Origin of the sequence: Bradyrhizobium sp. IC3195 (assembly GCF_020193585.1) — a bacterium.
GTDB lineage: Bacteria > Pseudomonadota > Alphaproteobacteria > Rhizobiales > Xanthobacteraceae > Bradyrhizobium > Bradyrhizobium yuanmingense.
In genome coordinates, this window is sequence record NZ_JADYVG010000028.1 from 19,028 (window position 1) to 42,226 (window position 23,199).

General features: G+C 63.8%; 22 protein-coding genes, 1 tRNA gene and 1 pseudogene. 13 read left to right on the top strand and 11 right to left on the bottom strand.

Annotation, left to right across the window (positions count from 1 at the left end; all coding sequences use genetic code 11):
• The first annotated feature begins 407 nt into the window (after positions 1-407).
• Positions 408-1,502, top strand: a complete 1,095-nt coding sequence (locus tag I6F09_RS33325) for an HD domain-containing phosphohydrolase (protein WP_225189905.1) — start codon at positions 408-410, stop codon at positions 1,500-1,502.
• A gap of 135 nt (positions 1,503-1,637) precedes the next feature.
• Here I6F09_RS33325 and I6F09_RS33330 read toward each other — a convergent pair whose 3' ends face one another.
• Entirely contained in the window at positions 1,638-3,218 is a 1,581-nt protein-coding gene (locus I6F09_RS33330) for an AMP-binding protein (RefSeq protein WP_225189906.1), read from the bottom strand.
• Positions 3,219-3,444: 226 nt separating this feature from the next.
• Positions 3,445-3,861: a VOC family protein gene (locus I6F09_RS33335; RefSeq protein ID WP_109142053.1), complete on the bottom strand. Its 417-nt coding sequence runs from the start codon at positions 3,859-3,861 to the stop codon at positions 3,445-3,447.
• 123 nt (positions 3,862-3,984) lie between these two features.
• Here I6F09_RS33335 and I6F09_RS33340 point away from each other — a divergent pair, with 123 nt between their 5' ends.
• From I6F09_RS33340 to I6F09_RS33355, 4 genes and pseudogenes are all read left to right on the top strand, one after another.
• Positions 3,985-4,959 carry a tripartite tricarboxylate transporter substrate binding protein gene (locus tag I6F09_RS33340; protein ID WP_225189907.1) on the top strand — a complete coding sequence of 325 codons (975 nt, stop codon included), beginning with the start codon at positions 3,985-3,987 and terminating at the stop codon, positions 4,957-4,959.
• Positions 4,960-5,108: 149 nt separating this feature from the next.
• Complete coding sequence (locus I6F09_RS33345) at positions 5,109-5,561, top strand: metalloregulator ArsR/SmtB family transcription factor (protein WP_225189908.1); 453 nt, start codon at positions 5,109-5,111, stop codon at positions 5,559-5,561.
• Between the two features lie 8 nt (positions 5,562-5,569).
• Positions 5,570-5,905 (top strand): annotated as a pseudogene (locus tag I6F09_RS33350) (SRPBCC domain-containing protein); the annotation flags it as partial.
• Positions 5,906-5,922: 17 nt separating this feature from the next.
• A complete protein-coding gene (locus I6F09_RS33355; protein WP_225189909.1) occupies positions 5,923-6,660 on the top strand; it encodes a thioredoxin family protein in 738 nt (245 codons plus the stop codon).
• Positions 6,661-6,826: 166 nt separating this feature from the next.
• On the opposite strand, the gene I6F09_RS33360 is transcribed toward I6F09_RS33355, so the two are convergent.
• On the bottom strand, positions 6,827-8,074 hold the full coding sequence (locus I6F09_RS33360; RefSeq protein ID WP_225189910.1) for a serine protease: 1,248 nt from the start codon (positions 8,072-8,074) through the stop codon (positions 6,827-6,829).
• 200 nt (positions 8,075-8,274) lie between these two features.
• On the opposite strand from I6F09_RS33360, the gene I6F09_RS33365 reads away from it, so the two are divergent.
• From I6F09_RS33365 to I6F09_RS33380, 4 genes are all read left to right on the top strand, one after another.
• Positions 8,275-8,892, top strand: a complete 618-nt coding sequence (locus I6F09_RS33365; RefSeq protein ID WP_036002509.1) for a hypothetical protein — start codon at positions 8,275-8,277, stop codon at positions 8,890-8,892.
• On the top strand, positions 8,879-9,253 hold the full coding sequence (locus I6F09_RS33370) for a transcriptional regulator (RefSeq protein ID WP_025033235.1): 375 nt from the start codon (positions 8,879-8,881) through the stop codon (positions 9,251-9,253). Before I6F09_RS33365 ends, I6F09_RS33370 begins: the two co-directional genes overlap by 14 nt.
• A 28-nt stretch (positions 9,254-9,281) precedes the next feature.
• Positions 9,282-10,022, top strand: a complete 741-nt coding sequence (locus tag I6F09_RS33375) for a di-trans,poly-cis-decaprenylcistransferase (protein WP_225189911.1) — start codon at positions 9,282-9,284, stop codon at positions 10,020-10,022.
• 102 nt (positions 10,023-10,124) lie between these two features.
• Positions 10,125-10,610 (top strand): cyclic nucleotide-binding domain-containing protein, encoded by a 486-nt coding sequence (locus I6F09_RS33380; protein WP_036002505.1) that lies wholly within the window; start codon positions 10,125-10,127, stop codon positions 10,608-10,610.
• Here I6F09_RS33380 and I6F09_RS33385 read toward each other — a convergent pair.
• Positions 10,549-11,376 (bottom strand): metallophosphoesterase family protein, encoded by an 828-nt coding sequence (locus I6F09_RS33385; protein WP_225189912.1) that lies wholly within the window; start codon positions 11,374-11,376, stop codon positions 10,549-10,551. The genes I6F09_RS33380 and I6F09_RS33385 overlap by 62 nt on opposite strands.
• Positions 11,377-11,585: 209 nt before the next feature.
• On the opposite strand from I6F09_RS33385, the gene I6F09_RS33390 reads away from it, so the two are divergent.
• Together I6F09_RS33390 and I6F09_RS33395 are read left to right on the top strand one after the other, a co-directional pair.
• Positions 11,586-12,272 (top strand): DNA-3-methyladenine glycosylase I, encoded by a 687-nt coding sequence (locus tag I6F09_RS33390; protein WP_225189913.1) that lies wholly within the window; start codon positions 11,586-11,588, stop codon positions 12,270-12,272.
• 203 nt (positions 12,273-12,475) lie between these two features.
• Entirely contained in the window at positions 12,476-12,769 is a 294-nt protein-coding gene (locus I6F09_RS33395; protein WP_036024052.1) for a hypothetical protein, read from the top strand.
• Positions 12,770-12,892: 123 nt separating this feature from the next.
• On the opposite strand, the gene I6F09_RS33400 is transcribed toward I6F09_RS33395, so the two are convergent.
• From I6F09_RS33400 to I6F09_RS33415, 4 genes are all read right to left on the bottom strand, one after another.
• Positions 12,893-14,347 (bottom strand): lipopolysaccharide biosynthesis protein, encoded by a 1,455-nt coding sequence (locus tag I6F09_RS33400; RefSeq protein WP_225189914.1) that lies wholly within the window; start codon positions 14,345-14,347, stop codon positions 12,893-12,895.
• A 424-nt stretch (positions 14,348-14,771) separates the two neighbouring features.
• Complete coding sequence (locus tag I6F09_RS33405; protein WP_225189915.1) at positions 14,772-16,217, bottom strand: HAMP domain-containing sensor histidine kinase; 1,446 nt, start codon at positions 16,215-16,217, stop codon at positions 14,772-14,774.
• Between the two features lie 103 nt (positions 16,218-16,320).
• Positions 16,321-17,421 carry a DNA polymerase IV gene (gene dinB / locus I6F09_RS33410; RefSeq protein WP_036002491.1) on the bottom strand — a complete coding sequence of 367 codons (1,101 nt, stop codon included), beginning with the start codon at positions 17,419-17,421 and terminating at the stop codon, positions 16,321-16,323.
• Positions 17,422-17,614: 193 nt separating this feature from the next.
• Positions 17,615-19,549 carry an acyltransferase family protein gene (locus I6F09_RS33415; protein WP_225189916.1) on the bottom strand — a complete coding sequence of 645 codons (1,935 nt, stop codon included), beginning with the start codon at positions 19,547-19,549 and terminating at the stop codon, positions 17,615-17,617.
• Positions 19,550-19,856: 307 nt separating this feature from the next.
• On the opposite strand from I6F09_RS33415, the gene I6F09_RS33420 reads away from it, so the two are divergent.
• Positions 19,857-20,300: a TspO/MBR family protein gene (locus I6F09_RS33420; RefSeq protein ID WP_225189917.1), complete on the top strand. Its 444-nt coding sequence runs from the start codon at positions 19,857-19,859 to the stop codon at positions 20,298-20,300.
• A gap of 96 nt (positions 20,301-20,396) precedes the next feature.
• Positions 20,397-20,606 carry a hypothetical protein gene (locus I6F09_RS33425; RefSeq protein ID WP_225113284.1) on the top strand — a complete coding sequence of 70 codons (210 nt, stop codon included), beginning with the start codon at positions 20,397-20,399 and terminating at the stop codon, positions 20,604-20,606.
• 226 nt (positions 20,607-20,832) lie between these two features.
• Here the strand turns inward: I6F09_RS33425 and I6F09_RS33430 are convergent, their stop codons facing one another.
• From I6F09_RS33430 to I6F09_RS33440, 3 genes are all read right to left on the bottom strand, one after another.
• Positions 20,833-21,708 carry an SDR family oxidoreductase gene (locus tag I6F09_RS33430; protein WP_225189918.1) on the bottom strand — a complete coding sequence of 292 codons (876 nt, stop codon included), beginning with the start codon at positions 21,706-21,708 and terminating at the stop codon, positions 20,833-20,835.
• A gap of 129 nt (positions 21,709-21,837) precedes the next feature.
• Positions 21,838-22,671 carry an AraC family transcriptional regulator gene (locus I6F09_RS33435; protein WP_225183666.1) on the bottom strand — a complete coding sequence of 278 codons (834 nt, stop codon included), beginning with the start codon at positions 22,669-22,671 and terminating at the stop codon, positions 21,838-21,840.
• Positions 22,672-23,059: 388 nt separating this feature from the next.
• Positions 23,060-23,136 (bottom strand) — tRNA-Arg (locus I6F09_RS33440).
• Between the last annotated feature and the right edge of the window lie 63 nt (positions 23,137-23,199).

Genomic DNA, 23,199 nt, shown 5'->3' on the forward strand with positions numbered 1-23,199 from the left:
TTGCCAAATGAGCTGATCCGCCGGAGGGCAACCTCCGGCGGATTTGTTTTGGAGCCGCCTCCACACCCTCACCGTCATGCCCCGGCTCGACCGGGGCATCCAGTACGCCGCGGCTTCTCGGTTTCAGCCGGACCGTCTCAGCATACTGGGTCGCCCGGTCGAGCCGGGCGACGACAACGGACGGCGGGGCGATAGCGTCCAAAATTCCCCTTATCCATCAATGCCCGTTCTACTGTGCATGGGGTTGTTTTCGCCGGTTGTGAAATTCCCCCCTGAACCCCAATCCGTAAAATTGCGTGCAATTCCCCAAGGTTCCATTGAGCACGCCTCTTAAGGGCCAGAGAACCTGATCCGGCTTAGGCTCATCGGCCAATACGCCCGAGTTTCCGGTCCTTGTGGGGGAAGCCATGAACGCCACAGCCAAATCCGCCGCCAAACGCCGGCTCCTGCTCGCCTCCGATCGGAGCGACGGGAGCAGCGAGCTCGCCAGCATCCTGAAGGCGGTCGGCGACGTCTCCACGGTGAAGACGGACGAAATCCCCGCCCAGCCCTCGCGCGATCTCTCCGGGCTCGTGGTCGACATCAACCTGCGCTCGCCCGACAGCGTGCAGCGGGTGCGCAACAAACTGCGCGGCGATGCCTATCGTTCGATGCCGCGGCTGTTCGTGCTCGCGGACGCCCTGCATCACGGCACCATGCAGGCCTGGGCGTTAGGAGCCACCGACACCATCTCACGGCCGCTCCAGGCCGAGGCCATCCTGCAGCGCATTCGCGCCGCCTTCCCGGACACCGCGGCCTATGACGCGACCGATCGCGGCAAGACGCTCAACCGCGGCGTCGAGGCGGCGCATGCGGTGCTGACCAAGATGTTCGAGAAGGTGCCGCTCGGCGTGGCCCTGACCTTCGATGACGTCATCGCCGCCGAGAGCAAGATCCTGAAGGCGATCAAGCATTCCTCGCTGCGCGAATGGCTCACCACGGTCGGCTGTCACCATGTCGGCAGCTACCGCCATTGCCTGTTCGTCACCGGCTTCGCCGTCGCCTTCGCCCAGCATCTCGGCATGCGCGAGGACGACCAGCGCCGCCTGACCCGCGCCGCGCTGCTGCACGACGTCGGCAAGGCCTTCGTTCCGGCCTGGCTGCTCGACAAGCCCGGCAAGCTCACCGACGAGGAGATGGCTGAGGTCCGCCAGCATCCGCGCCGCGGCTATGATGCGCTCGCCGCGCAAGGCGGCTTCCCGCCGGAGATGCTGGACGTGGTGCTGCATCACCACGAATTCCTCGACGGCTCCGGCTATCCGAACGGCCTGTCGTCGAACCAGATCAGCGACATCGTGCGCCTGACGACAATCGTCGACATCTACGCCGCGCTCGTCGAGAAGCGCGCCTACCGCATGCCCTTCACCCACTCCCGCGCCTTCACGATGATGGAAGGCATGGGCGGCAAGCTCGACCAGCAGCTGCTGCAGGCGTTCCGTCCGGTCGCGCTGGGGTCGTTTTAGTCGGGATGCCGTAGTCATAGGGTGGGTTAGCCTCGCGGCTGCGCGAAGCGCAGGCGCCAGGCGTAACCCACCATGCCTCCGCAATTGCCGAACGAAGTTGGTGGGTTACGCCTTCGGCTAACCCACCCTACAAGATCACCCCACCAGCTTCCGCAGCTCCGCCTTCGCCACCTTCTCCAGCGTCGAGCGCGGCATGTCGTCGACGAGCCTGATCTCGCGCGGCAGCTTGAAGTCGGCGAGGCCCTTGCGGCAGGCTTCCATCACGCGATCCTGCAGATCGGGCGCAGCGCCCGCGACGCCGCCCTGCGGGATGATGAAGACCACCGGCACCTCGTCCAGCATCGGATGCTTCTTCGCCACCACCGCGGCCTCGCGCACGCCCGGCACGAGCGCGATCACCTGCTCGATCTCGGAGGCCGCAACGTTCTCGCCGCCGACCTTCAGCATGTCCTTGGCGCGGTCGCCGAACTTGATGAAGCCGTTCTCCAATCGCTCGACGCGGTCGCCGGTGAGGAAGAAGCCGTGCTCGTCAAAACTCTCGCGCGTCGCCTTCTCGTTGTGCAGGTACTCGGCGAACAGCGACAGGCCGGGGATGCCTCTGATCGCGAGATTGCCGGTGTCGCCGACCTCCGTCGGCCGTCCGTCGTCGTCGGTGATGCGGATCTGATATTCGGGCGCGGCGCGACCGATCGACATCGGGATGTTGGGCTGATCCACCTCGCCGACGATGCCGTGGGTGATGGTCTCGGTCATGCCCCACCAGCCGATCATCTTGACGCCGAAGGCGGCAAAGGCCGGCGGCTCGTTGATGGCGGTGCCCCACAGGCGGAACTTGTGGTCTTTCGGGATATCCTGCTCGAGCAGCGCCTTCATGCAGAACGGGATCGTCGAGGTCCAGGTCGCGCCGTGCTCGCGCGCGACGCTCCAGAACCGGCTGGCGGAGAAACGCGGCTGGATCACGCAAGTGGCGCCGACCCACAGCGCCGCCAGCATGGAATAGGCCAGCGCATTGGTGTGGAACAGCGGCAAGTACGCCTGGTGCACGTCGCCGGCGTGAAGGTCCTCATGCGCGGCGTTGATCTTGGCGCCCCACAGCGCGTTGGCATGGGTCCACAGCACCGCCTTCGGCCGCGACGTCGTGCCCGAGGTGTATTGCACGCTGCATGGCGCGAGCGGATCGGTCGCGCGCCGGGGACGATCGGTGCTGTCGGCGAACAGCGATTCGAAGCTGTCGCCGCGCGAGACGCCCCGCGCGGGCGCCGCGCCCGCATCATGCGAGGTCACCGCGAGCCAGCGTATGTTGCGGCAGTTCTGCGCGACGGCTTCCGCATAGGCCGGCTGCGTGATCGCGGCGACCGCGCCGCAATGATCGGCGAAATACGCGATCTCGGCCGGCGCCGAGCGCGTGTTGGTGGTGACGGCGACGGCCCCGAGCTCGACGCAGGCGAACCAGGCCAGCATCGCCTCGATGCAATTGTCAAGATGAATGAGCACATACTCGCCCGGCTTGACGCCGCGCCTGGCGAGGCCGGCCGCGAGCGCGCCGACGCGCTCGTGAAACTCGCCGTAGCTCCAGCGCCGCGCCGGCGCGTCGAACGGCGCCCAGATCAGGAATGGATGATCACGCCGGACTTCGGCGCGCAGCTTGAGCAGCCAGGGCACGTCGAGCCCGTCGAACGGGCCCACGATTCCAGCTGTGGTCTGTTGAACTGGCATGGCTCCTCCCGGTGCAGCCGCATCTTGCCGGCGGCTGTCTTTTGATGATTGCGTCTTCCTGCCATTGGACGACGCGGGACGCAATCGGGGGTATGCGTGAGCGCGCTCTCTCCACCGTCATTGCGAGCGCAGCGAAGCAATCCAGACTCTCTCCACGGAGGCAGTCTGGATTGCTTCGTCGCAAGCGCTCCTCGCAATGACGGCGTTCGGGGGCGCGGCGGCCCTATCAGCCGGCGTCCCCGTACGACGAGATCTCGATCAAACTGCCATCGGGATCCCGGCAATAGACCGAGCGCAACGTGCCGCGGGCGCCTTGCCTCGGGCCCGGACCTTCCTCGATCGCGACGCCATGTGCCCGCAAATGCGCCACCACCTCGTCCGGCGTGGCCGAGGTGAGAAAGCACAAATCTTCGCTGCCCACCGTGGGATGGTTCGCGGTGAACCACTCCACCTTGTCGGCATCGCGTTGCCGGACGTTGATCCTCTGGTTACCGAATTCAAGGAAAGTCCGCGGCGCTTTGCCGCCGCCGGGATCGAACACCTTGACTTCCATGCCGAGAATCTTGCCGTACCACGCAGCACTCGCCGCGACGTCGCTGACATTGATCACGAGATGATCCAGGGCATGAACCTTGACCGGCATGTCTCATCCTTTCGTCGTGATGTGCCCCGCGCACTTTCCGCACGCGGCAAGCTTTGTTACAACCGCAGCGACGCGGCTTTCAAGCCATCCGACTTCAAGAACAACACTGGGAGAACCCTTGAGATGATCACTCGCCGTACCGCGCTGGGCCTGCTCGCCGCCAGTCCGCTTGCAGCCACCCCGCTGTCGAAGGCCTTTGCCGCCGATTATCCGGCCCGTCCGGTGAAATGGGTGGTGGGCTATCCGCCGGGCGGCGCCACCGACATCCTGGCACGGCTGATCGGCCAGCGGCTGTCGGAAAAGCTCGGCCAGCAATTCGTGGTCGAGAACAAGCCCGGCGCCGGGAACAACATCGCGACCGAATCGGTCATCAATGCCGAGCCCGACGGCTACACGCTGCAGCTGGTCAACCCGGCCAACTACATCAACGCCTCGCTCTACAAGAATCTCAAGTTCAACTTCGTGAACGATATAGCGCCGGTCGCCTCGTTCCAGCGCGTTCCGAACGTGATGACCGTGAACAAGGATGTGCCGGCCAAGAACGTCGCCGAGTTCATCGAGTATGTGAAGGCCAATCCCGGCAAGGTGAACATGGCCTCGTCCGGCAACGGCACCTCGGTGCATCTGTCCGGCGAGATGTTCATGGCCATGACCGGCTGCAAGATGCAGCACGTGCCCTATCGCGGCGCCGCGCCCGCGATCACCGACATGCTCGCCGGCCAGGTGCAGGTGATCTTCGACAACATGCCCTCGATCATTCAGCACATCCGCTCCGGCAGCCTGCGCGCGATCGGCGTCACCACCACGGAACGCTCGCCGCAGCTGCCCGACGTGCAGCCGATCGCCGACACCGTCAAGGGCTATGAGGCGAGCGCGTTGTTCGGCATGGGCGCGCCGAAGAACACGCCGAAGGAAATCATCGCCAAGCTCAACGCCGAGGTCAACGCGGTGCTCAAGGAGCCCGACATGGCCAAGCGCCTGGTCGAGCTCGGCGGCGAGCCGCGGGTGCAGACGCCCGAGGCGTTCGGCGAGGAGATCAAGGCCGAGACCGAGAAGTGGAAGAAGGTCGTCGACTTCGCCGGCCTGAAGGTCGAGTAGAAAATTCGTTATGACGAGGAAGAGAGCCCTGCCGTTCGGCAGGGCTTTTTTCTTGGCTGCATTGCCAGCAACCCGATCACGCTCTCGTGCGGATCCGCGTCTGCGCCTTCCGGCTTGACGTTGTCGCGCTCGCGTCTATACTAAACCACATGGTTAAGTATCAGGACGAGACGCTGGACCGGACTTTTGCGGCGCTGTCAGACCCGACGCGTCGTGCCTTGCTGGCGCGCCTCGGCGAGCAGGACGGCCTGTCGGTGAGCGAGCTGGCGGCCCCGTTTGCGGTATCGCTGCCGGCGATCATGAAGCATCTCGACGTGCTCACCGATGCCGGGCTGATCGTGCGCGAGAAGACCGGGCGCACGGTCGCCTGCCGGCTGGCCGCGCAGCCGATGGAGCAGGCGATGAACTGGCTCAATCGTTATGCGCAGTTCTGGTCCCACAATCTCGATCGCCTTGCCGCCTTCGTGGAGGAAGAGACATGGCCAACGCAACCGCCAACACCGCCGAACGCCCGGCAGAACGACCAAGCCTCACGCTCACGCGCCGGCTCCGCGCGCCGCCGCAAAAGGTCTACGCCGCCTGGACGCAAGCCGCGCAGCTAGCGCAATGGTTCGGGCCGCCGAACATGAAGCCGGCGACGCTTCAAGCCGAGCTCGACGTCCGCGTCGGCGGCCGGTTTCGCATCAGCTTCACGGGGGACGACGGCGAATACTTCGAGGCCGGCGGCCGCTATCGCGAGGTGGTGCTGAACGAGCTTCTGGTCTTCACCTGGGCCTGGCACTCGACGCCGGAGCGTGAGTCGCTGGTGACGATCTCGCTGAAGCCGGACGCTGCCGGCACCTTGATGATCTTCCATCACGCCCAGTTCTTCGACGAGACCGCGCGCGACAACCACCAGCGCGGCTGGAGCTCGATTTTCGACAAGCTCGATGCTTTCGTCGCCTGATCCCCAAGGAGAACGCCATGCAGCAACATCAGATCGTTTCGCGCGAGCAATGGATCGTCGCGCGCAAGGCCCTTCTGGTCCACGAGAAGGAATTGACCCAGGCTCGCGAACGGCTTGCCGACGAGCGCCGCCGGCTCCCCTGGGTCAAGGTCGACAAGGCGTACGCATTCGAAGGGGCGAACGGCACTGTGTCCCTGGGCGATCTGTTCAAGGGCCGGCCGCAGCTGATCGTGCAGCACGTGATGTTCGCACCCGATTGGGACGCGGCCTGCAAGAGCTGTTCGTTCTGGGCCGATGGGTTCGAGCGCATGGTGCCGCATTTGGCCGCGCGCGACACCGCCATGGTTGCGGTCTCGCTGGCGCCAAGCGCAAAGCTCGAAGCCTTCAAGAAACGGATGGGCTGGACCTTCGACTGGGTTTCGTCAGGCCACAACGACTTCAACCGCGATTACGGCGTGACGTTCTCACAGGAAGAGGTCGCGACCGGCAAGCCGATGTACAATTTCGGGACCACGCCGTTCTACGGCCCCGAACTGCCCGGCATCAGCGTGTTCTTCCGCGACGAGGCCGGCGCGATCTTCCACACTTATTCCTGCTTCGCCCGCGGCCTCGACATGATGAACGCTGCATATCAATATCTCGATCTCACCCCGCTCGGCCGTCACGAGGAAAGCCTGCCTTATCCGATGGACTGGGTGCGCCTGCGCGACCAGTACGAGCCGCAGCCGGCGAAGGCGGCGTGCTGCCACGGGTGAGGGGAGCGCTCGACGCACATCAAAGGTGTCATCGCCCGGCTTGACCGGGCGATCCAGTATTCCGAGACGGCAGTGATGAATCGAAAGGCCGCGGCGTACTGGATTCCCCGCCTTCGCGGGGAATGACAGCTACGGGTGAGGTGCAGGGTGTGCCTTGCCCCGATAGCTACCGCTTCGCCTCCGCCTGCTCCGCCGCGTTGCACGAGATCAGCATCGTGTACGGCCGGGCGTTGGTGGCGATGTCGGTGGTCTTGAGCTCGCTCTTTGGCTCGGCGGTCTGATAGGGCACGATCGAATTGTCGAGGAAATCGCGCAGCACTCCGGTCTTGATGGCGAAATTGATGTTTTCAGGGATGTTGCCGGTCGCCACCGCGATCCGCAAGGCTGGAATCTTGCCCGTGACCACGCCCACGACCTGACCCGTGTTGTCGAACAGCGGCCCGCCGCTATTGCCTGGCTGCACAGGTGCGCTGATCTGCAGGAAGCGCGAGTCGTTGCGCATGCCGCTGAGCGAGCTCACGATGCCGGTGGTCACGCTGAAGTCCGAGGTCAGGATGCCGTGATAGGGAAAGCCGATCGCGATCACGGAATCGCCGGAGCGGATCGAGCGGTCGCGGATCCGGGCAAAATCCTTGAAGGTCGTCGTCGACGGCGCCTGCAACAGGGCGAGGTCGTTGTTGGCATCGCTCGAGACGACGCGCAGCACCATTGCGGCTTCGCCGGTGAGATTGCCCCTGACGTCGCCGACGCAGCCGTCGATCACATGATGGTTGGTGACGACGTGCCCGCTCGCGCTGACGACGAAGCCGCTGCCGCTCCTGGCTCGGGCGGGTTTGCCGCCGGCCGGCGCTGCCGTCTGCTTCTCCGCCGTCGCCGCCGGCTTGGCCGCACCCTTGGTGAAATCGCCGGCCTTGCTGAGCCCGTCTGCCTTCACCCGCGTGACGCAGTTCGCCAGCGCCGCGATCAGGGGGGCCGTCGACGTCAGCACAAATTGGAGTGGCTTGCTCCCGTTGGTCGTGATCACCATCAGGCTTGCCTTCTGGAAGGTGCGAGCGACGTTGGGGGGCAGGATGGTCGTCACCATATTGGTGGTGCCGGCGGTCGCAAACAACCTCGCCTGCTCCTGGCCGTCGAAGATGAAGTCGATGGGCGCGGTATCGCCCTTGTTGAAGCGAAAGCTGGGGCTGGCAAAGCTCAGCAGCCAGGAGCCGGCCGCATTCTGCGCGACGAAGAGACTCACGCCGTTGGCGTAAGGTGCGGTCGCCGCGCAATGGGAGAACGCGCCCGTCTCGTCATTGCTGAATGCGCCGCCTGCCCAGTTGCCGACCTTGACGGTGCCGAACGGCCCCGCCGCGTTCGCCCCGAACACACTCACCTGCAACACGAACGCAACGACCAACGACCTCAACCACATACCAGCCCCCGGGCAAACGCACTTGCACCCATCTTATCCGCGAGGGCAGGGCAGGCGCAACCGTCAGTTGTCCGCTCCCGTCCGGCTGGCCGCGACAATTCGGGCTTGCACATACTTTGCAGTGCCGTATACTTTGCGATACAAAGTAACGGGGCCGTTGCCTCGTAATGTCCGGGTGGAACGAGGTTTTGGCGTTGCCGATGCGCGATCTCGACAAGGCGCTGGCCGACATCGTGACGATCCGCAGCCAGATCGCGGCAGGTACCGCCTTCCGCGGTTACGGCCCGGCGACGATGGCGGCGACCGGTGCTGTTGCGCTCATCACCGCCGTCCTGCAATTCTGGCTGTTGGATGATCCCACCGGCGAGCCGCTCGTTTTCTTCATCGGCTGGTTCATCGCCGCCGCGCTGTCGGGGCTGATCATCGGCATCGAGATGCGCGCCCGGTCGCGTCGCCATCATTCCGGTCTCGCCGACGCGATGATCCACCAGGCGGTCGAGCAGTTCCTGCCGGCGGGCGTTGCCGGCGTTCTGCTCGCCGTGGTGATGTGGAAGTTCGCGAGCGAGACGCTGTGGCTGCTGCCGGGCCTGTGGCAGATCCTGGTGTCGCTCGGCATCTTTGCCTCGGTCCGCTCGTTGCCGCGCACGGTCGCGCTCGCCGGCGCCTGGTATTTCGTGTCCGGCTTCGCGGTCGTGGTGCTCGCGAGCCGAACCCACACGCTGTCGCCATGGACCATGGGCCTACCTTTCCTGATCGGCCAATCGCTGATGGCGGCCATTCTGCATTTCGCGTCCGGAGACAACGATGTCGAAGACTGACAGCGCGCCCTTCTCCTATGAAGGGCTCGACCGCGTGATCCACGAGAAGGCGAGGCTCGGGCTTCTGACCTCGCTGATGGCGCATCCCAAGGGGCTGGCGTTCGGCGATCTCAAGCAGCTCTGCGGCCTCACCGACGGCAATCTCAGCCGGCACCTTGCCGTGCTGCAGGAAGCCGGACTGGTCGAGGTGACCAAGGGCTACGAGGGCAATCGCCCGCACACCACCTGCCGCCTCACCAAGGCCGGCCGCCGCCGCTTCCTCGACTATCTCGCCGTGCTCGAGCGGCTGGTGCGCGACGCGGCGAAGGCCGCCGGCCGCGAAGCGCCGCCGCTCGGCCGTCTCGGCATCGCCTCGACCTGATCTCCCTTTTTTGACCGGAGACTTTGCAATGCAAAGTGACATCACGTCCCGCAACGAGAAGCTTCATGTCGGCATCATCATGGACGGCAACGGCCGATGGGCGACGCGACGCGGCCTGTCGCGCGTGCGCGGCCACGAGGCCGGCGTCGAGACCATCCGCCGCATCGTCGAGGCCGCGCCCAAGCAGGGCATCGGCACGCTGACGCTTTACGCCTTCTCCACCGACAATTGGCGGCGGCCGAAGGCCGAGGTCGCGGCGCTGATGACCCTGCTGCGCTTCTACCTCGCGAACGAAGTGCAGAGCCTCGTCAAGAACGGCGTGCGCCTCTCCGTCATCGGCCGCCGCGATCGCCTGCCCGACGGCATCGCCGCCGCGATCGCGCGCGCCGAGGCGGCCACCGCCGATGGCCGCGCGCTGCATGTGCGCATCGCCGTCGATTATTCCGCGCGCGACGCCATCCTCAATGCCGCGGCCAAGGCGGCCGCGCTGACCAACCTGACGCGTGAAGCCTTCTCGCAGCTCGTCACGGGCGAGGCTGGCCTTCGCGACGTCGACCTCATCATCCGCACCTCCGGCGAGAAGCGGCTGTCGGACTTCCTGCTTTGGGAAGGCGCCTATGCCGAGCTGTACTTCACCGAGCGGATGTGGCCCGAATTCGACGCGGGCGATCTTGCCGAGGCGCTCGCCGCCTTCCATGGCCGCGAGCGCCGCTTCGGCGGGCTGCAAGCCATTATGCCCGGAGAGGCGCCCTCGCTCTCGCAGGTGTGAGGCGCCTCGGCGCCCGCCGGCTCCCCCACCGATTGCCGCTCGGCACGGATCGTGCTCTAGTCTTCCGGCGTTGTGTACCCCTGCGACGGGAGCGTTCGCACCATGCGCGCAGTCCTCGATTACTGCACCGGCGGAACGGAGCGGCAGCTTGCCGCCGGCACCATCATCGTCGCCGAGGGGGGCACCTCCGGCCATCTCTACGTGCTGATGCAAGGCAGGCTCGAGGTGCTCAAGGGCGAGATGGTGGTCGCCACCGTCACCGAGCCCGGCGCGGTGCTGGGTGAGATGTCCGTGCTGCTGGGCCAGCCGCACACCGCAACGGTACGGGCCTGCTCCGACGCCATCGTCTACGAATTCGAGGATGCCGCCGCGTTCCTCGAGAGGGAGCCGGGCGTGGCGCTGCTGATCGCAAAAATGCTGGCGCAGAGGCTCAACGTCGCCAACACCTACCTCGCCGATCTGAAGCGGCAATATGCCGGCCACGGCACGCATCTGGCCATGGTCGGCGAAGTGCTCCAGAGCATGATCAACCTGCCGCCGGCTGAGGTTTCGCCCGGCTCTGATCGGCAATCCGATCCAAGAATGTGAGCCAGTCGGGCGGCGCCTCGATGGGGGCGGCGGGCCGCCGCAACGGCGCATTCAGGTCGATCCATTGCGCCTCGCCGGCCGCCAGCCAGAACGCATTGCCGGCATCGAGATCGAGCACGATGTAGGTCGGGGGACGGCCGGGTTGCAGGCCCGTGTTGAAGACCCAGGTCTGGCCCAGCCGGTCGAACCACGATCCATTGCTGATGAAGGGCGATTGATGCACATGGCCCGAGATCACCATCGACGGCTGGTATTGCATGATCCACTGCACCAGCTCGACGTCGCCGAAGAAGCGCTTACCGCCCCAGCTCGTCGGTGAATCCGCCGGCGGCGCATGATGCGCCCAGATCCAACGCTGCGGCCTGACGGCTGCGGCATCGCGCAATTGCTCGATGAGGCGTTGCTTGACCTGAGGTCCATCCCACCACGGGCACACGGTGAACAGGGTATCGCCGACCGTCAGGCCGTCGCCGTCGCAGGCGATGCCGAGCTCGCGCACCTCCGAGATCCAGCGCGAAATCTTCTCACCTTCGGCGTTGCGCTCGTCGAGATCGTGATTGCCGGAGCAGAGGATCACGCGGGTCGTCGCGGCCAGCAGCGCGAGATACTTCTTCACCACCACGATCTGGGCGCGGAAATCCACCATCGAGCCGATGTCGAGCGCGTCGCCGGCGAAGATCACGAGGTCGAATTGCGGCGCCGCGCTGACCAGCCAGTCGAGCTGCGGCAGCGAATAGTGCAGGTCGGCCACGACCAGGCAGCGCATGGAAAATCCGACGGCGAGAGATCAAAATGTCAGGGAATTCCAAAAACGGTATAAAGCAAGAAGCAGACCAGCCCGGCCGCCCCTTTGCATCAATCCAATGAGCGACAGCATGCTGCGTCCCGTCGCAGAGCGCAAGGGGCGGCAATGCGGGGGCTGGACCGGATCGCCGAATTCTGGTGTCGTGGCCTGCCCTCAACACCCGTGTTCACATGACCCCCTTCAAGACCATTCGCGCCCCCGCCGAGAAGCGCAAGGGCGGGCCCAAGGCGCTGGACAAGTTGATGCCGGCCAAGCCGGACCTCAAGCAGCTCGCCAAGCTCGGCGACGATCGTATCCTCGCCGAAATGACCAAGCGGGTGTTCTGCGCCGGCTTTGCCTGGAGCGTGATCGACTCCAAATGGGACGGCTTCGAACAGGCCTTCCTGCATTTCCAGCCCGCCAAGCTCACGTTCCAGCCCGAAGACTATTGGGAAGGCCTGCTGCGCGACGCGCGCATCGTGCGCAACGGTGCCAAGATCATGTCGGTGCGCGACAACGCCGCCTTCGTGCAGGAGATCGCGAAGGAGCACGGCAGCTTCGGCAAGTTTCTGACGAAATGGCCGTCCTCCGACGAGATCGGCCTGCTCGACCTCCTCAACAAGCGCGGCAGCCGGCTGGGCGGCAACACCGGCCAGATGCTGCTCCGCTTCGTCGGCTGGGACGGCTTCGTGACGTCGAAGGACGTCGTGGCCTGCCTGCGCGCTGCCGGTCTCGACATCGCCGAGGAGGTCAAGTCGAAGGGCGATCTCGCCAAGGTGCAGGCGCAGTTCAACGCCTGGGCCGAGGAGTCCGGCCTGCCGTACACATATCTGTCACGCATCTGCGCGCTGTCGGTCGGCGAGAACAGCAGCGAGTAGCGCGTCGATCGATAGATCGTGTGCATCCTGTGGCGATCCTGTGCCGCGAACGCGGCCGATGAAACCCCGCGATCACGAAATACATTTCGCAGGAACATTTGTCCGCAGCACCTGTTCGGGACTCTGAGCCAGGCGCATAAGGGCGCAGGGAATGCTCGCTCCCGCCTGGCTCGATGAAACCGGATACAACAACGGAGCAGCTCATGAAGCTCACATCTGAACAGGTGAAACAGACCGTCAACCAGCTCGGCGCTCAGGTGCTGCCCGACGAACATCCGGCGATGCCGCAGCTCAACAGCATGTTCGGCGAGCACACCTTCTTCGTCGACGAGATGGGCCTCAAGGTGCTCGAGCCCACGGGATCGCTGGGCAGCGACCGCCAAAGCGGCGAGGTCGTCAGCCTCGCCGATTGGGGCGATTCCGACCTGACGCGCCTGATGGCGCATGAGCCCGAACCGACCGGCGTGATCGTGGTGTTCGAGCATGTGAGGCATTGAGCAGCCCGACGGGACGTTTTGGAGACACGTGCGCCACGGCACTCCCGTGGCGCGCGGCTTTGGCGTGACTGGTGACGTGGTGATCAGCTCCACCGTCTTGCGAACGGTCTGGTGCCGATCGCATTATCTGCCGCGAATGCTCTGTGCGTAGCGCCACATTTCTCCGCGACAGGCCGGAAACAGCGCAACGATCGTGAGCGAAACCGCATATGAAAGGCAGAAGCAGGCTGCCAATTCCGGGATCCCTCCGATCGAACGCGCCAGCAGCCAGCGATGCAGCAGAGACACCGTCACCACTGAAGCGAGGGCTCCGGCGAGATGTGGCCCGACCACTTCCATGAGGTCTCGATGACGCACCGGGCCGCGTCGCCCAATCAGCCACCACAGGATGGGCGTGCGCACGCACTCGCTGATCGAGTATGCGCTGGCGACGCCGACTGGTCCGAACGGCAGCCCGCATATGAAAGCGAGAATCGATGTTGAGACATTGAACAGGCCCCAGCGCATGTATTCCTTGGTGCGGCCCTGGCTGAGGAAAAGCCAGTTGGCGGGGCTGTTGCTGGTCTGCAGCAGACCGGCGATGCTGAGGGCGACGAAGATCGGCGCAGCCTCGCTCCATTGGTCGCCGAGCAGGGTTTCGACCAGCGTATCGGCGGTCGCGATCATGAGGCCGACGCCAGGCAACACGAGCAGGAGCGCCGGCAGCACCGCGCGGCGGAACGAATCCCGATAGCGCTCCGGCTCCTTCAGCAGGCCCGACAGCGTCGGCAGCATGATTCGCACCATCGGATTGCTGACTTGCTGAAGCGGAAACAGCAGCAACCGGTAGGCGCGGTTATACGCGCCAAGCGAGGCAGCCCCCCAGACCTTGCCGATCAACACCCCGTCGGTATTGCGGGACAGGAATTCGGCAAGATTGTAGCCGGTCACGCCGAGCCCGAAGTTCAGCATGTCGCGTGCAGCCTTGATCGAGCCGGGCCTCGACGGCAACCATCCCGAACTCAGCCACGCGCCGCTCGCGAGCACCAGACCTGATGTCAGGCTGCCGGCGAGAATGGCCCAATAGCTGTGATAGACGTACGCGACCGCGGCAGAGGTCAGTAATCCAGTCAGTGCGGCCGCGGACTCCAGGCCTGCCAGCGTCCAGAATCTCATCTGTCGCGTCAGCAACGACAAATGCTGGACGTCAGCGCCGCTGAGCAGCAACGTGACGCTCATACCGGATGTCAGTGGGGCGAGATTTGGCGCGCTGTAGAACCTGGCGACGAGCGGCGATAGCGCCACCTGTGTGGCCGCCAGTAGCGCGCCGACCGAGAGGTTCACCCAGAACAGCGCACTCAGCTCGTTGTGCGTCAACTCGTCCTTCTGCACGGTCGCGTGTCCAAGACCGAGATCCTGGAACAGCACCGCGAAGGCGAGCACCGGCGAAGCCATTGCATAAGTACCAAAGTCGACTGGCGTCAGTAGGCGCGAGAGCAGGATCACAGATCCGGTCTGCGTCGCTACACGCACGACCTGAGTGACGATCGCAGCGAGCGCACCTTTCCGTACGTTCCGGGACTGCTCGTCCTCGGACAAGCGCATGTTGAGTTGAGTCACGATCAGCTCCTCGAGCGGCGAACAACGAAAATTTCAAGCGCAGTTCGAAAGCAAGACGGTGAATCAAACGACAGTTTATCTTTTCGATTTGATGCGATTGGCGCTTCATTCATGTGCGATCAACCGGACGCCCTCATGCGCGGACCACCGCACGAGAGAGACATCGAGGCTATCGCGCGTGAGCAGCGTCGCGAAACGCCGACGACTATCCGTCAGTACGTGTCAATTGAATGGCGCGACCAAACTGCGTTCGCAAAAAACTTTACGTCGATCGCGCTCGAACGAACAGCCAATGGAGTGCATCTTGTTCAGAGCAGCGCGTCGAAACCGAAAAAGAGGCTGGTCTGTCAGCTTCATGTCAGGCAGTGCCTCGAAGATCGACACAGAACCGCTCGCAATAGTGTCAAACCTCTAGTCTTCGCGGTTCTCTTACAACGTGTTCTTCAACGGGAATTTCGATGACGATCTGAGTTCCCGGACTCGCCTTGCTCTCGAGCAGCAAGCGCCCGTTGAGCGATGAGGTGACGAGATTGAACGCGATGTGCAGTCCCAGACCGGCATTGCCTTTCTCGCGACTTGTCGTGACGAATGGATCGAAGATGTGCGCCTGCAGATGGTCAGGGATTCCGACGCCTTCATCAGCGCAGACAAGGCGGACTGATCTCGGATTCGGTTGGCTGACCGTGATCACGAACCGGCCGCCTCTCTTGTCAGGATACCCATGCGCTGCAGTGTTGAGGGCGAGATTGCTGATCACCTGAGCAAGCGCTCCGGGATAGCTGTTGAGCTTGATTCCCGCCGGGCAGTGTACCTCCACGGTCAGGGCATGATGCGACAGCAATGGCCCGAGCCGGGACATCAACTCCGATAGCCAATCCCTGAGCTCGAAACTGCGCCGGTCCTCATCGGCTTGATGGACCGCGACCTGCCTGAAGCTGTGCACCATTTCGGATGCGCGGTGCAGATTTTCGAAGGTCAGGTTGAGCCCCTGCTTGAGCCGGTCAATGCCCTTGGTTAGATCGGACCGCCGGACCGATGCTCCGCCCAATGCATCACTCATCGTTTGCAGGTCATCCTGCATGGCCGTCGACGTCGTCAAGGCGAGGCCGAGCGGGGTGCTGACCTCGTGAGCGACACCTGCCACCAATTGCCCGAGCGAGGCGAGCTTTTCCGCCTGCACGAGATGCTCCTGGGTCGCGCGCAGATCGCGCAACGATTTCTCGGAGCGTTCCTTTTCCCGTTGCAGCGCCTCGGATGTCCGGAACTGCTTTCGCGCCCGGTACTCGCGCGCAGCCACCGCGTAGAGCGACAACGCGTAGGCGTTGCCGACGAGAGAATGGTTGATGAAGCTCAGGCCGGTCGGCATTGTCGACGCGAATGTCTCGGCGACCAGCAACGCCACCCACGACAGCAGGCAGAAGATCGCCAGCGAGCCGATCCGCAAGGGCAGCATGGTCGAGACGAACAGTATGATCATCATCATGCCGGGCGCGGCAAAGGTGAAGCCCGAGGGAAGCACGAGATAGATGCTCGGCAGAATGCAGCCCGGGATGACGCAATAGATGAGAAAGATCGTCTCCGCCCATGGCTTCATCCGGCGCCGCGACAGCAGCGCCGTCAGCGGGAGCAGGATGACCACGGCGGTTCCACCGCGGATTGCGAGCGTGGTCGGCACGACTTCGGGGTAGAGCACCCAATCCCAGAGCGTGTAGCTGGCATAGGTGGCGGCGCCAAGCAGCATCGCGATCTGCGTCCATCCGAGACTGCCCCGGACATATTGGTCGACAAACCGGCGTTCCTCGATGCGGTCTTCGAAGCGCAGTCCGAGGCGTATCAATAAGGCAAGCATCCAAACTCAATCGCGAAAAGTCATGTCTGGTGTATCTACGACAGGTTTGGCGCCGCGTCGCGGATAAAGATGCCGCGTTCACCGAAGGGGCCTCAAGCCGCGTTCAGATGCCCAGCGTCAGCTGCGGCTCCGACTCGCCGGCGGCGTGGAGCGACGACAGCGAGACCCCAAGCAGCCTGACGCGCTTGGGCAGCGGCATCTCGGCTTCGAGCAGGCCGCAGGCCAGCCGCTCCAGATCGTCGCGTCCGGCAACGGACGCCGCGACGGATCGGCTGCGCGTGATGATCTCGAAATCGGCGAACTTGATCTTCAGGGTGACGGTGCGGCCGCGATTGCCCGTCGCCTCGCAATGCCGCCAGACCTTGTCGACGAGCGGCCTTAGCTCGGCGGCAAGCGCGTCGAACGCATCGAGGTCGGTCGAGAACGTGTTCTCCGCGCCGACGGATTTGCGGATCCGGTTGGCGCGGACCGGCCGCTCGTCGACGCCGCGCGATATCCAATAATAATACGCGCCTGACTTGCCGAAATTCGCGTTCATGAACTCCAGCGATTGGTTGCGGATGTCCCGGCCGGTGAACAGGCCGAGCGCGTTCATCTTCGCAGCCGTCGCCGGACCGATGCCGTGGAATTTGCCGACCGGCAGCGGCTCGACGAAGGCCGGCCCCATCTCCGGCGAGATCACGAACTGGCCGTTGGGCTTGCGATGATCGGACGCGAGCTTGGCCAGGAACTTGTTGTAGGAGATACCCGCCGACGCGGTGAGGCCGGTCTCCGCCTTGATCTTCGCGCGGATCTCGAGCGCGATGTCCCGCGCCAGCGGGATGCCTTGCAGGTTCTCCGTCACGTCGAGATAGGCTTCATCGAGCGACAGCGGCTCGATGACGGGCGTGTGCTCGGCAAAGATGTCGCGGATTTGTCTGGAGATCGCCTTGTAGACCTCGAAGCGCGGCCTGACGAAGATCAGGTCGGGACATTGCCGCTTCGCCGTCACCGACGGCATGGCCGAGCGAACGCCGAACTTTCGAGCCTCGTAGCTCGCCGCCGCAACGACGCCGCGTTCCGCGGAGCCGCCGACCGCGACCGGCTTGCCGCGCAGCTCCGGATTGTCGCGCTGCTCCACAGAGGCATAGAACGCATCCATGTCGATATGGATGATCTTGCGGACAGGCGAGGGCTCGCCGGTCGTCGGGTCGGATTCGCTCATGGAAAGATGATACAATCGCGTGGGGAGATGCGCGAGCTGAGGGATGCTTCCGTCGATCCGGCGGCTGAATTGAGCTGCACAATCGCGGCAGGGTCAAAAGCCATCTCAGGCTCGTGACGAGAGGCGCTCGTCAGTTCCGTTCAGTCGAGATGGCTTCGGCTCGGCCGCGATCGCTTGGGAGAGGCAGAGGCTCCTACTTGCCACGGATGAACTCAAGGAGTTGGCTTGAGGCTCCGTCGCCAACGCGCTGCGCACCTGCGACCGTGAGGTGATTGACGTCCCAATAGAGCCAGAGGCCGTCCATGGCGGTCGGACACTCGGCTTCTCCGCACAAATAGCGTTCTGGATAGAGCAGAAAGACCTGGTTCGGGTAGCGGCTCCGGATCTCCTCGAGCATGGCGTGGAATTCGCGATTGTCGGCCTGCACGCGATCGAGGGGCACGGCAGGACAGGGCTTGCTTGGTGCGTGCCAGGGGGGTCCCGGTGCGAAGCGGGACATTGGGCTGCGGCAGCCCGGCTCGACTCCGGGCGCTATGATCAGGATGCGCCGTCCGCTGCCGCCGAGCTCATGGATCGTGTTCTCGATGCCGGCCCGCCAGACTTGCAGGGCCGGTGCATCGACCTCCGGCGTGAGCTCGTTGCGGAGCGCATTGCCGTAAGTCATCCAGGATTGGCTGAGCACGATTGGAGCCTGGTTCTGCCTGATCGCGGCGAGGTAGGTATCGCGCTGGCGTTTGCAGTCCTGCGAGCCGTCGAACGCTGTTCGCACCAGCCCGACGAGCAACGGACAACCTTCGGCCGTATAGGCCTCTCCCCGGACGGCGGCGCGCTTTGCCGCCGGATCCAGCGCTGCGACATAGTGCTCGGCGAAGGAGTCGCCGAGCACTTGCACCCCCACGGGGTCGCTCAATGAACCGAAGGCACATTTCGATTGTGCGCTCTTGGCGCATGGCCAGAAGCCGAAACGCTGCAGATCGGCGACCTCGCGGGCCTGTGCCGGGAGCCGCCATGGCCAGCCATCTTGGCGGTTGGCCACAAATGCAACAATCGCGAGCGCGACGATCGTCGCGGCGGCGGGGCCGGCGACTCGCAGCAGTGACGAGCGACCCGCGCGATACGGCTGTTCGATCAGCCGATACATCAGCGCAGCCAGCGCCATCGCGAGGGCGACGATCAGCACTTTCACCGCAACCGACTTGGCGTCATCGCCCAGGATGTAGTTTGCGTAGACGATCAGGGGCCAGTGCACGAGGTAGAGCGAGTAGGACACCAGCCCGATCCCCGCACTCAGCGGATTGGTCAGGACAGGCGAAAGGACGTGACGCTCGCCCGCCAAGATCACGCAGGCTGCACCCAGGCATGGGATGAGGGCCGTCGCGCCAGGGAAGGAGGTCGCACTGTCGAAGCTGACGACCGCGTAAGCGATCAAAGCGAATCCGGCGGCAGCCAACAGCGAGCGCGCTCCGGCCGGGAAGGTTAGCCTCTGCTCAGCAAAGATGACCAGCGCTCCGATCGCAAATTCGAAGGCGCGACAGGTCGGCAGGTAGAAAGCACCCGAGCTGTCGGTTGCGAGTGTCGCTTGCGCGACGCCGAGCGAAAGAATTGCGATGCCAAGAATGAGCAAAGGCAGTGCGCGACCGAGCAATCGGCGCCCCAGCAGAATGAACACGGGCCAAAACAGATAGAATTGCTCCTCGACGGCCAGCGACCAGAAGTGAAGCACGGGGCTGGGATCGGTCGAGTTGGCGAAATAGGCGTGGCTGCCGCGCCAGAAGTAGAAATTCGAGACCGATACCAGCGTAGCCACGGCGTCTTGAGTCAGGCCCTTGAAAAGCTCCGGAGAGAACCAGAGGCCACCGACGGCCAAGATGCCGATGATGGTGACGATCGCTGCGGGAAAGAGGCGCCGGATGCGGCGCTCGTAAAATCGCTGGAGCGAAAATTCACCGCGATCTGCCTCGCTGAGAATGATCCGAGAGATCAGATAGCCGGACACGACGAAAAACAGGTCGACCCCGACGAAGCCGCCGCCGAACGGCGGAACGTCCAAATGATAGAGGAATACGCTCAAGACGGCGATCGCCCGGAGCCCGTCAATGTCGCGTCGATGGGATAGCTTTGTAACCAATTGCTGAATCCACTGGCGGCGGTTCGTCCGACTGCGGATCCGCGCGCGCCCGCTTGCCTTTAGCGCGCCCGCATGCGTTCCTCAACCGCAGGACGGGCCGAATTCTCCCCCAATCGGGCTCGCCCCGGTCAGGCCGTCTCCGTCAACGTCGGCAACCCATCCGACGCTGCTGCGAGAAGACGCAGGACTTTGCCATGGCGCTCAGCGCATCGCTTCTCGTCGCACGGCCGCGGCTGCGCCAGGCATCGAGTCGGATTGGCTCATGGAAGGATGTTACAATCGGATGATGAGAAGGGCGAGGTGACGGATGCTTCAGTTGTTGGTCTTCGTGGTGGGCGTCGTCGGCACCGGCTGGTTGATCGGCGCGACCAATCCCCCCGGTGAATGGTATGCCGGCCTTGCCAAGCCGAGCTTCGTCCCGCCGAACTGGGCGTTCCCGATCGCCTGGACCATCCTTTACGTTCTGATCGCTGTTGCGGGATGGCGGACCTTTCGCCGTGAGCCCAGGGGCAAGGCGATGCTGGCCTGGGCGGCGCAAATGGCGCTCAACTTCATTTGGTCTCCGGTCATGTTCACGATGCACCAGATCGGCGCCGCGCTCGTCATTCTCGTCGGCCTGTTCATCGCGATCGTGACCTACATCGGTCTCGAGCTGTCACGCGACAGGCTCGCCGCCGCATTGTTCGTGCCCTACGCAGCCTGGGTCACGTTCGCCGGTGTGCTCAATGCGGCGATCTGGCGCTTGAATTGAGGCGCTCAGTCCGGATGGATTCAAAAAACGATCTCACGCTTGTGAGTGGCAAGCCGTAGCCTGTGCTTCCATATGAGCCCGCGGAGGACAAGGCCCATGCAATACAGCTCCGAGCTCATTCACACGATGCGTCAGGCATTGGAGACCGTGATGGCAAGCGTACCGGCCCATCAATCCGTGTTCGGCCTGAAAGCGGCCGTCGCCGAATGCATCCTGAACGCCGCCGCACACGGCCACACGTCATACGATGGATTGGTGACGGCAGCGTCCGACCAGCTCCAGGCGATCATCGCGATGCTGACGTGAGGGCCGGCCTCGTGCTCGTCTTCACGGTTCGGGTGCTGCGGGTCAGTGGGTGAGAGGCGCTGCTTCCTGCGCGCGGAGCTCTCGTCCAGTGCGCTGCCCAGCGCCGGGGTCAGCATCGCGAGCAGCTCCGGATTGTGCCCGGGGGATATCGAACGCCCGGACAAATCTTACGCAATGCCGCCAATGATGAGATCGAAAGATCTTTCGTGCGTCGCTTTCGAGTAGTTTATCGCCCGGTGTAGCCGCCGTTAATGTAGACAGTCTGGCCCGTGACCCAATGCGATGCTGGCGACGCAAGGAACCGAATCAGCGGAACGACGTCGGAGACCGTGCCGAGGCGCCCCGCTACAGAAAGACGCGTCGCGTAGGCGATGGCGGCCGCGTCCTCGGGCGCCCGATAGAAGGGTGTATCTATCGGTCCGGGCGCAACGGCATTGACCGTGACACCGCGAGGCCCGAGTTCGCGCGCCATGGAGCGCGTGAACTGTTCGAGAGCTGCTTTCGATCCCTGATATAACGCATAGTTGGGAAGGTAGCCGTCGATCAGCGACGAGCATGCATTAATGATTCGCCCACCGTCCGGAAGATGACGGCTCACCTCCTTCATTATGAAAAAGCTCGCCTTGGCGTTCACTCCGAACACGTCGTCGTATTCGGCCTCGCTGATTTCGGCCACCGGCTTCTTGACCATGCGACCGGCGTTGTTGATCAGTATGTCGATGCGACCGAATTCGCGCAGCGTCGCCTCCACGAGGCGCGAATGAGTCGGCATTTCGTGGAGTTCGCCTTCGATAGTGGCGGCACGAGCACCCTGTGCGCGGACAAGGTGCGCTGCAGTCTCGGCATCAGCTCGATCGCCCGCGTCATGATAGTGGATCATGATGCTCGCACCGTCCGCTGCGAGTCCTGCTGTATATGCGCGGCCGAGATTGCGCGGCCCTCCGGTGATTAGCGCGACTTTTCCCGCGAGAACACGGGTTGGGTCTCCCGACTGATTCGTTTGGGCGTCTGTTCGATCGACTGCAGCCGCCGTAGCCGCCGCCGCGGTGATGCCAAGTGTCATCGAACGACGCGATAGCCAAATGTTTTCGTTTTGAGTCATGGTTATCCTGCGCCTCCGCTTCAGCATGTCAGCAGGCCGTCGTTCACAAAAACGGCTTGGCTCTCCGGTCACGCGAACCTAGAGGCATGAGGCCGCTGCGCGGCAGGTCGATTCTTGCTGTCTTTTGCTTCAGCGCGCGCGGATATCAGACGGCAACAGACCTGTCCGGGCACGGAACTGACGACGAAAATGATTGATGTTCGAATAGCCGAGGTCGGCGGCGATCGCTTCAACGCTATCGGGCGTGTTCCGAAGGCGTTGGCGCGCGTGCTCTAGGCGGCGGCTCGACACATATTGATGCGGCGGAGATCCGGTGGCGGCCTTGAACGCCCTGGCAAAGTGAAACGGACTTAGTGCCGCAACTTCGGCCAGCCGCGCGAGCGTCAGATCCGTGGCGGTGTGTGCTTCTACAAAATCCAGCACTCTGCGCAGGCGCCGAGTATCCAGCGAGCCTTTTGAGCGCTCGATCGCCCGCCCTCCGAATTTTCCGCACAAGACAATCGCGTAGAGGGTCCGCACCAATGAATCGCGTTCGACGTCGTTCAAATGATGCCTCCCGCGCGCGGCTGCGCGGAAACGGTCAACGATCGCCCATGCGTGAAAGTTCTCCCAGCCATGAATATCGGCAAGATCGGCATGGCCCTCAGCACCAAGTTCCTCGGCAATTTGCTTCCGCAGCGAGCCATCCGCTGAAATTTCTACCACTTCAGCGGGCGAAGTTGTTCGCACCCATTTGACCGGTTCTCCGCCGGTCAGACCGATTGTTCCGGCAGGCGCATCGCGAGCGACCGTGCGTCCATTCGCCAGCATTACAGCGGCGTTCTTCTGGCCGTTAAACCCCACCGCGATCGCTCCAGGCAGCGCGAGCGATGCATCACCTGCGTCCGCCGCGGGCGGCAGACGGAGGTGCGCAACGCGCACACTCCCCCATGTGAACCGGGCTATGTCGATGCGATTGAACATCCGACGTGAGATTTGGGGGACGGTGTACGTCGCATCAAGCCCGGTATCTCGCCGCCAATCGGTAACATTCGTCGCTCCGGGAGAGAGGCTCCGGCGGGCAGAACTGGCTCACGCGAGCCGAGGCCGTTGCATCGAAGACGTGATCGAAAAGGCTCTGGTGAATGTGGGGCGGTTCGGTAGCGCGAGCGACATTCCGCTGCTTCGCGCTTGGTCACTCTATCCTGATCTGGGGTGTGCTTCGCGATACAGGCCATCAGGGAGATTGATGAAGCGACCGGCCAGATGAAGCCGCCTGCCGAGGGCTAGTTGAGGTAGGGCTAATTGAGGTAGCGCGCCGCATCGAGGGAGCTGCGCGTCAATCGGTGACAATATCGCGCAAATCACAAAATGGCGCACCCGACACGATTCGAACGTGTGACCTTTGCCTTCGGAGGGCAACGCTCTATCCAGCTGAGCTACGGGTGCTAGTCGAGGTTCATTTAGCCGATTGGCGCGGGGCGGGCAACCGCTTCTCGATGGAAGCGCGCT

Coding starts and splice junctions, on each gene's coding strand:
- I6F09_RS33325 (WP_225189905.1), top strand. CDS start 408: ATGAACGCCACAGCCAAATCCGCCGCCAAACGCCGGCTCCTGCTCGCC.
- I6F09_RS33330 (WP_225189906.1), bottom strand. CDS start 3,218: ATGCCAGTTCAACAGACCACAGCTGGAATCGTGGGCCCGTTCGACGGG.
- I6F09_RS33335 (WP_109142053.1), bottom strand. CDS start 3,861: ATGCCGGTCAAGGTTCATGCCCTGGATCATCTCGTGATCAATGTCAGC.
- I6F09_RS33340 (WP_225189907.1), top strand. CDS start 3,985: ATGATCACTCGCCGTACCGCGCTGGGCCTGCTCGCCGCCAGTCCGCTT.
- I6F09_RS33345 (WP_225189908.1), top strand. CDS start 5,109: ATGGTTAAGTATCAGGACGAGACGCTGGACCGGACTTTTGCGGCGCTG.
- I6F09_RS33355 (WP_225189909.1), top strand. CDS start 5,923: ATGCAGCAACATCAGATCGTTTCGCGCGAGCAATGGATCGTCGCGCGC.
- I6F09_RS33360 (WP_225189910.1), bottom strand. CDS start 8,074: ATGTGGTTGAGGTCGTTGGTCGTTGCGTTCGTGTTGCAGGTGAGTGTG.
- I6F09_RS33365 (WP_036002509.1), top strand. CDS start 8,275: ATGCGCGATCTCGACAAGGCGCTGGCCGACATCGTGACGATCCGCAGC.
- I6F09_RS33370 (WP_025033235.1), top strand. CDS start 8,879: ATGTCGAAGACTGACAGCGCGCCCTTCTCCTATGAAGGGCTCGACCGC.
- I6F09_RS33375 (WP_225189911.1), top strand. CDS start 9,282: ATGCAAAGTGACATCACGTCCCGCAACGAGAAGCTTCATGTCGGCATC.
- I6F09_RS33380 (WP_036002505.1), top strand. CDS start 10,125: ATGCGCGCAGTCCTCGATTACTGCACCGGCGGAACGGAGCGGCAGCTT.
- I6F09_RS33385 (WP_225189912.1), bottom strand. CDS start 11,376: ATGCGCTGCCTGGTCGTGGCCGACCTGCACTATTCGCTGCCGCAGCTC.
- I6F09_RS33390 (WP_225189913.1), top strand. CDS start 11,586: ATGACCCCCTTCAAGACCATTCGCGCCCCCGCCGAGAAGCGCAAGGGC.
- I6F09_RS33395 (WP_036024052.1), top strand. CDS start 12,476: ATGAAGCTCACATCTGAACAGGTGAAACAGACCGTCAACCAGCTCGGC.
- I6F09_RS33405 (WP_225189915.1), bottom strand. CDS start 16,217: ATGCTTGCCTTATTGATACGCCTCGGACTGCGCTTCGAAGACCGCATC.
- dinB (WP_036002491.1), bottom strand. CDS start 17,421: ATGAGCGAATCCGACCCGACGACCGGCGAGCCCTCGCCTGTCCGCAAG.
- I6F09_RS33420 (WP_225189917.1), top strand. CDS start 19,857: ATGCTTCAGTTGTTGGTCTTCGTGGTGGGCGTCGTCGGCACCGGCTGG.
- I6F09_RS33425 (WP_225113284.1), top strand. CDS start 20,397: ATGCAATACAGCTCCGAGCTCATTCACACGATGCGTCAGGCATTGGAG.
- I6F09_RS33430 (WP_225189918.1), bottom strand. CDS start 21,708: ATGACTCAAAACGAAAACATTTGGCTATCGCGTCGTTCGATGACACTT.
- I6F09_RS33435 (WP_225183666.1), bottom strand. CDS start 22,671: ATGTTCAATCGCATCGACATAGCCCGGTTCACATGGGGGAGTGTGCGC.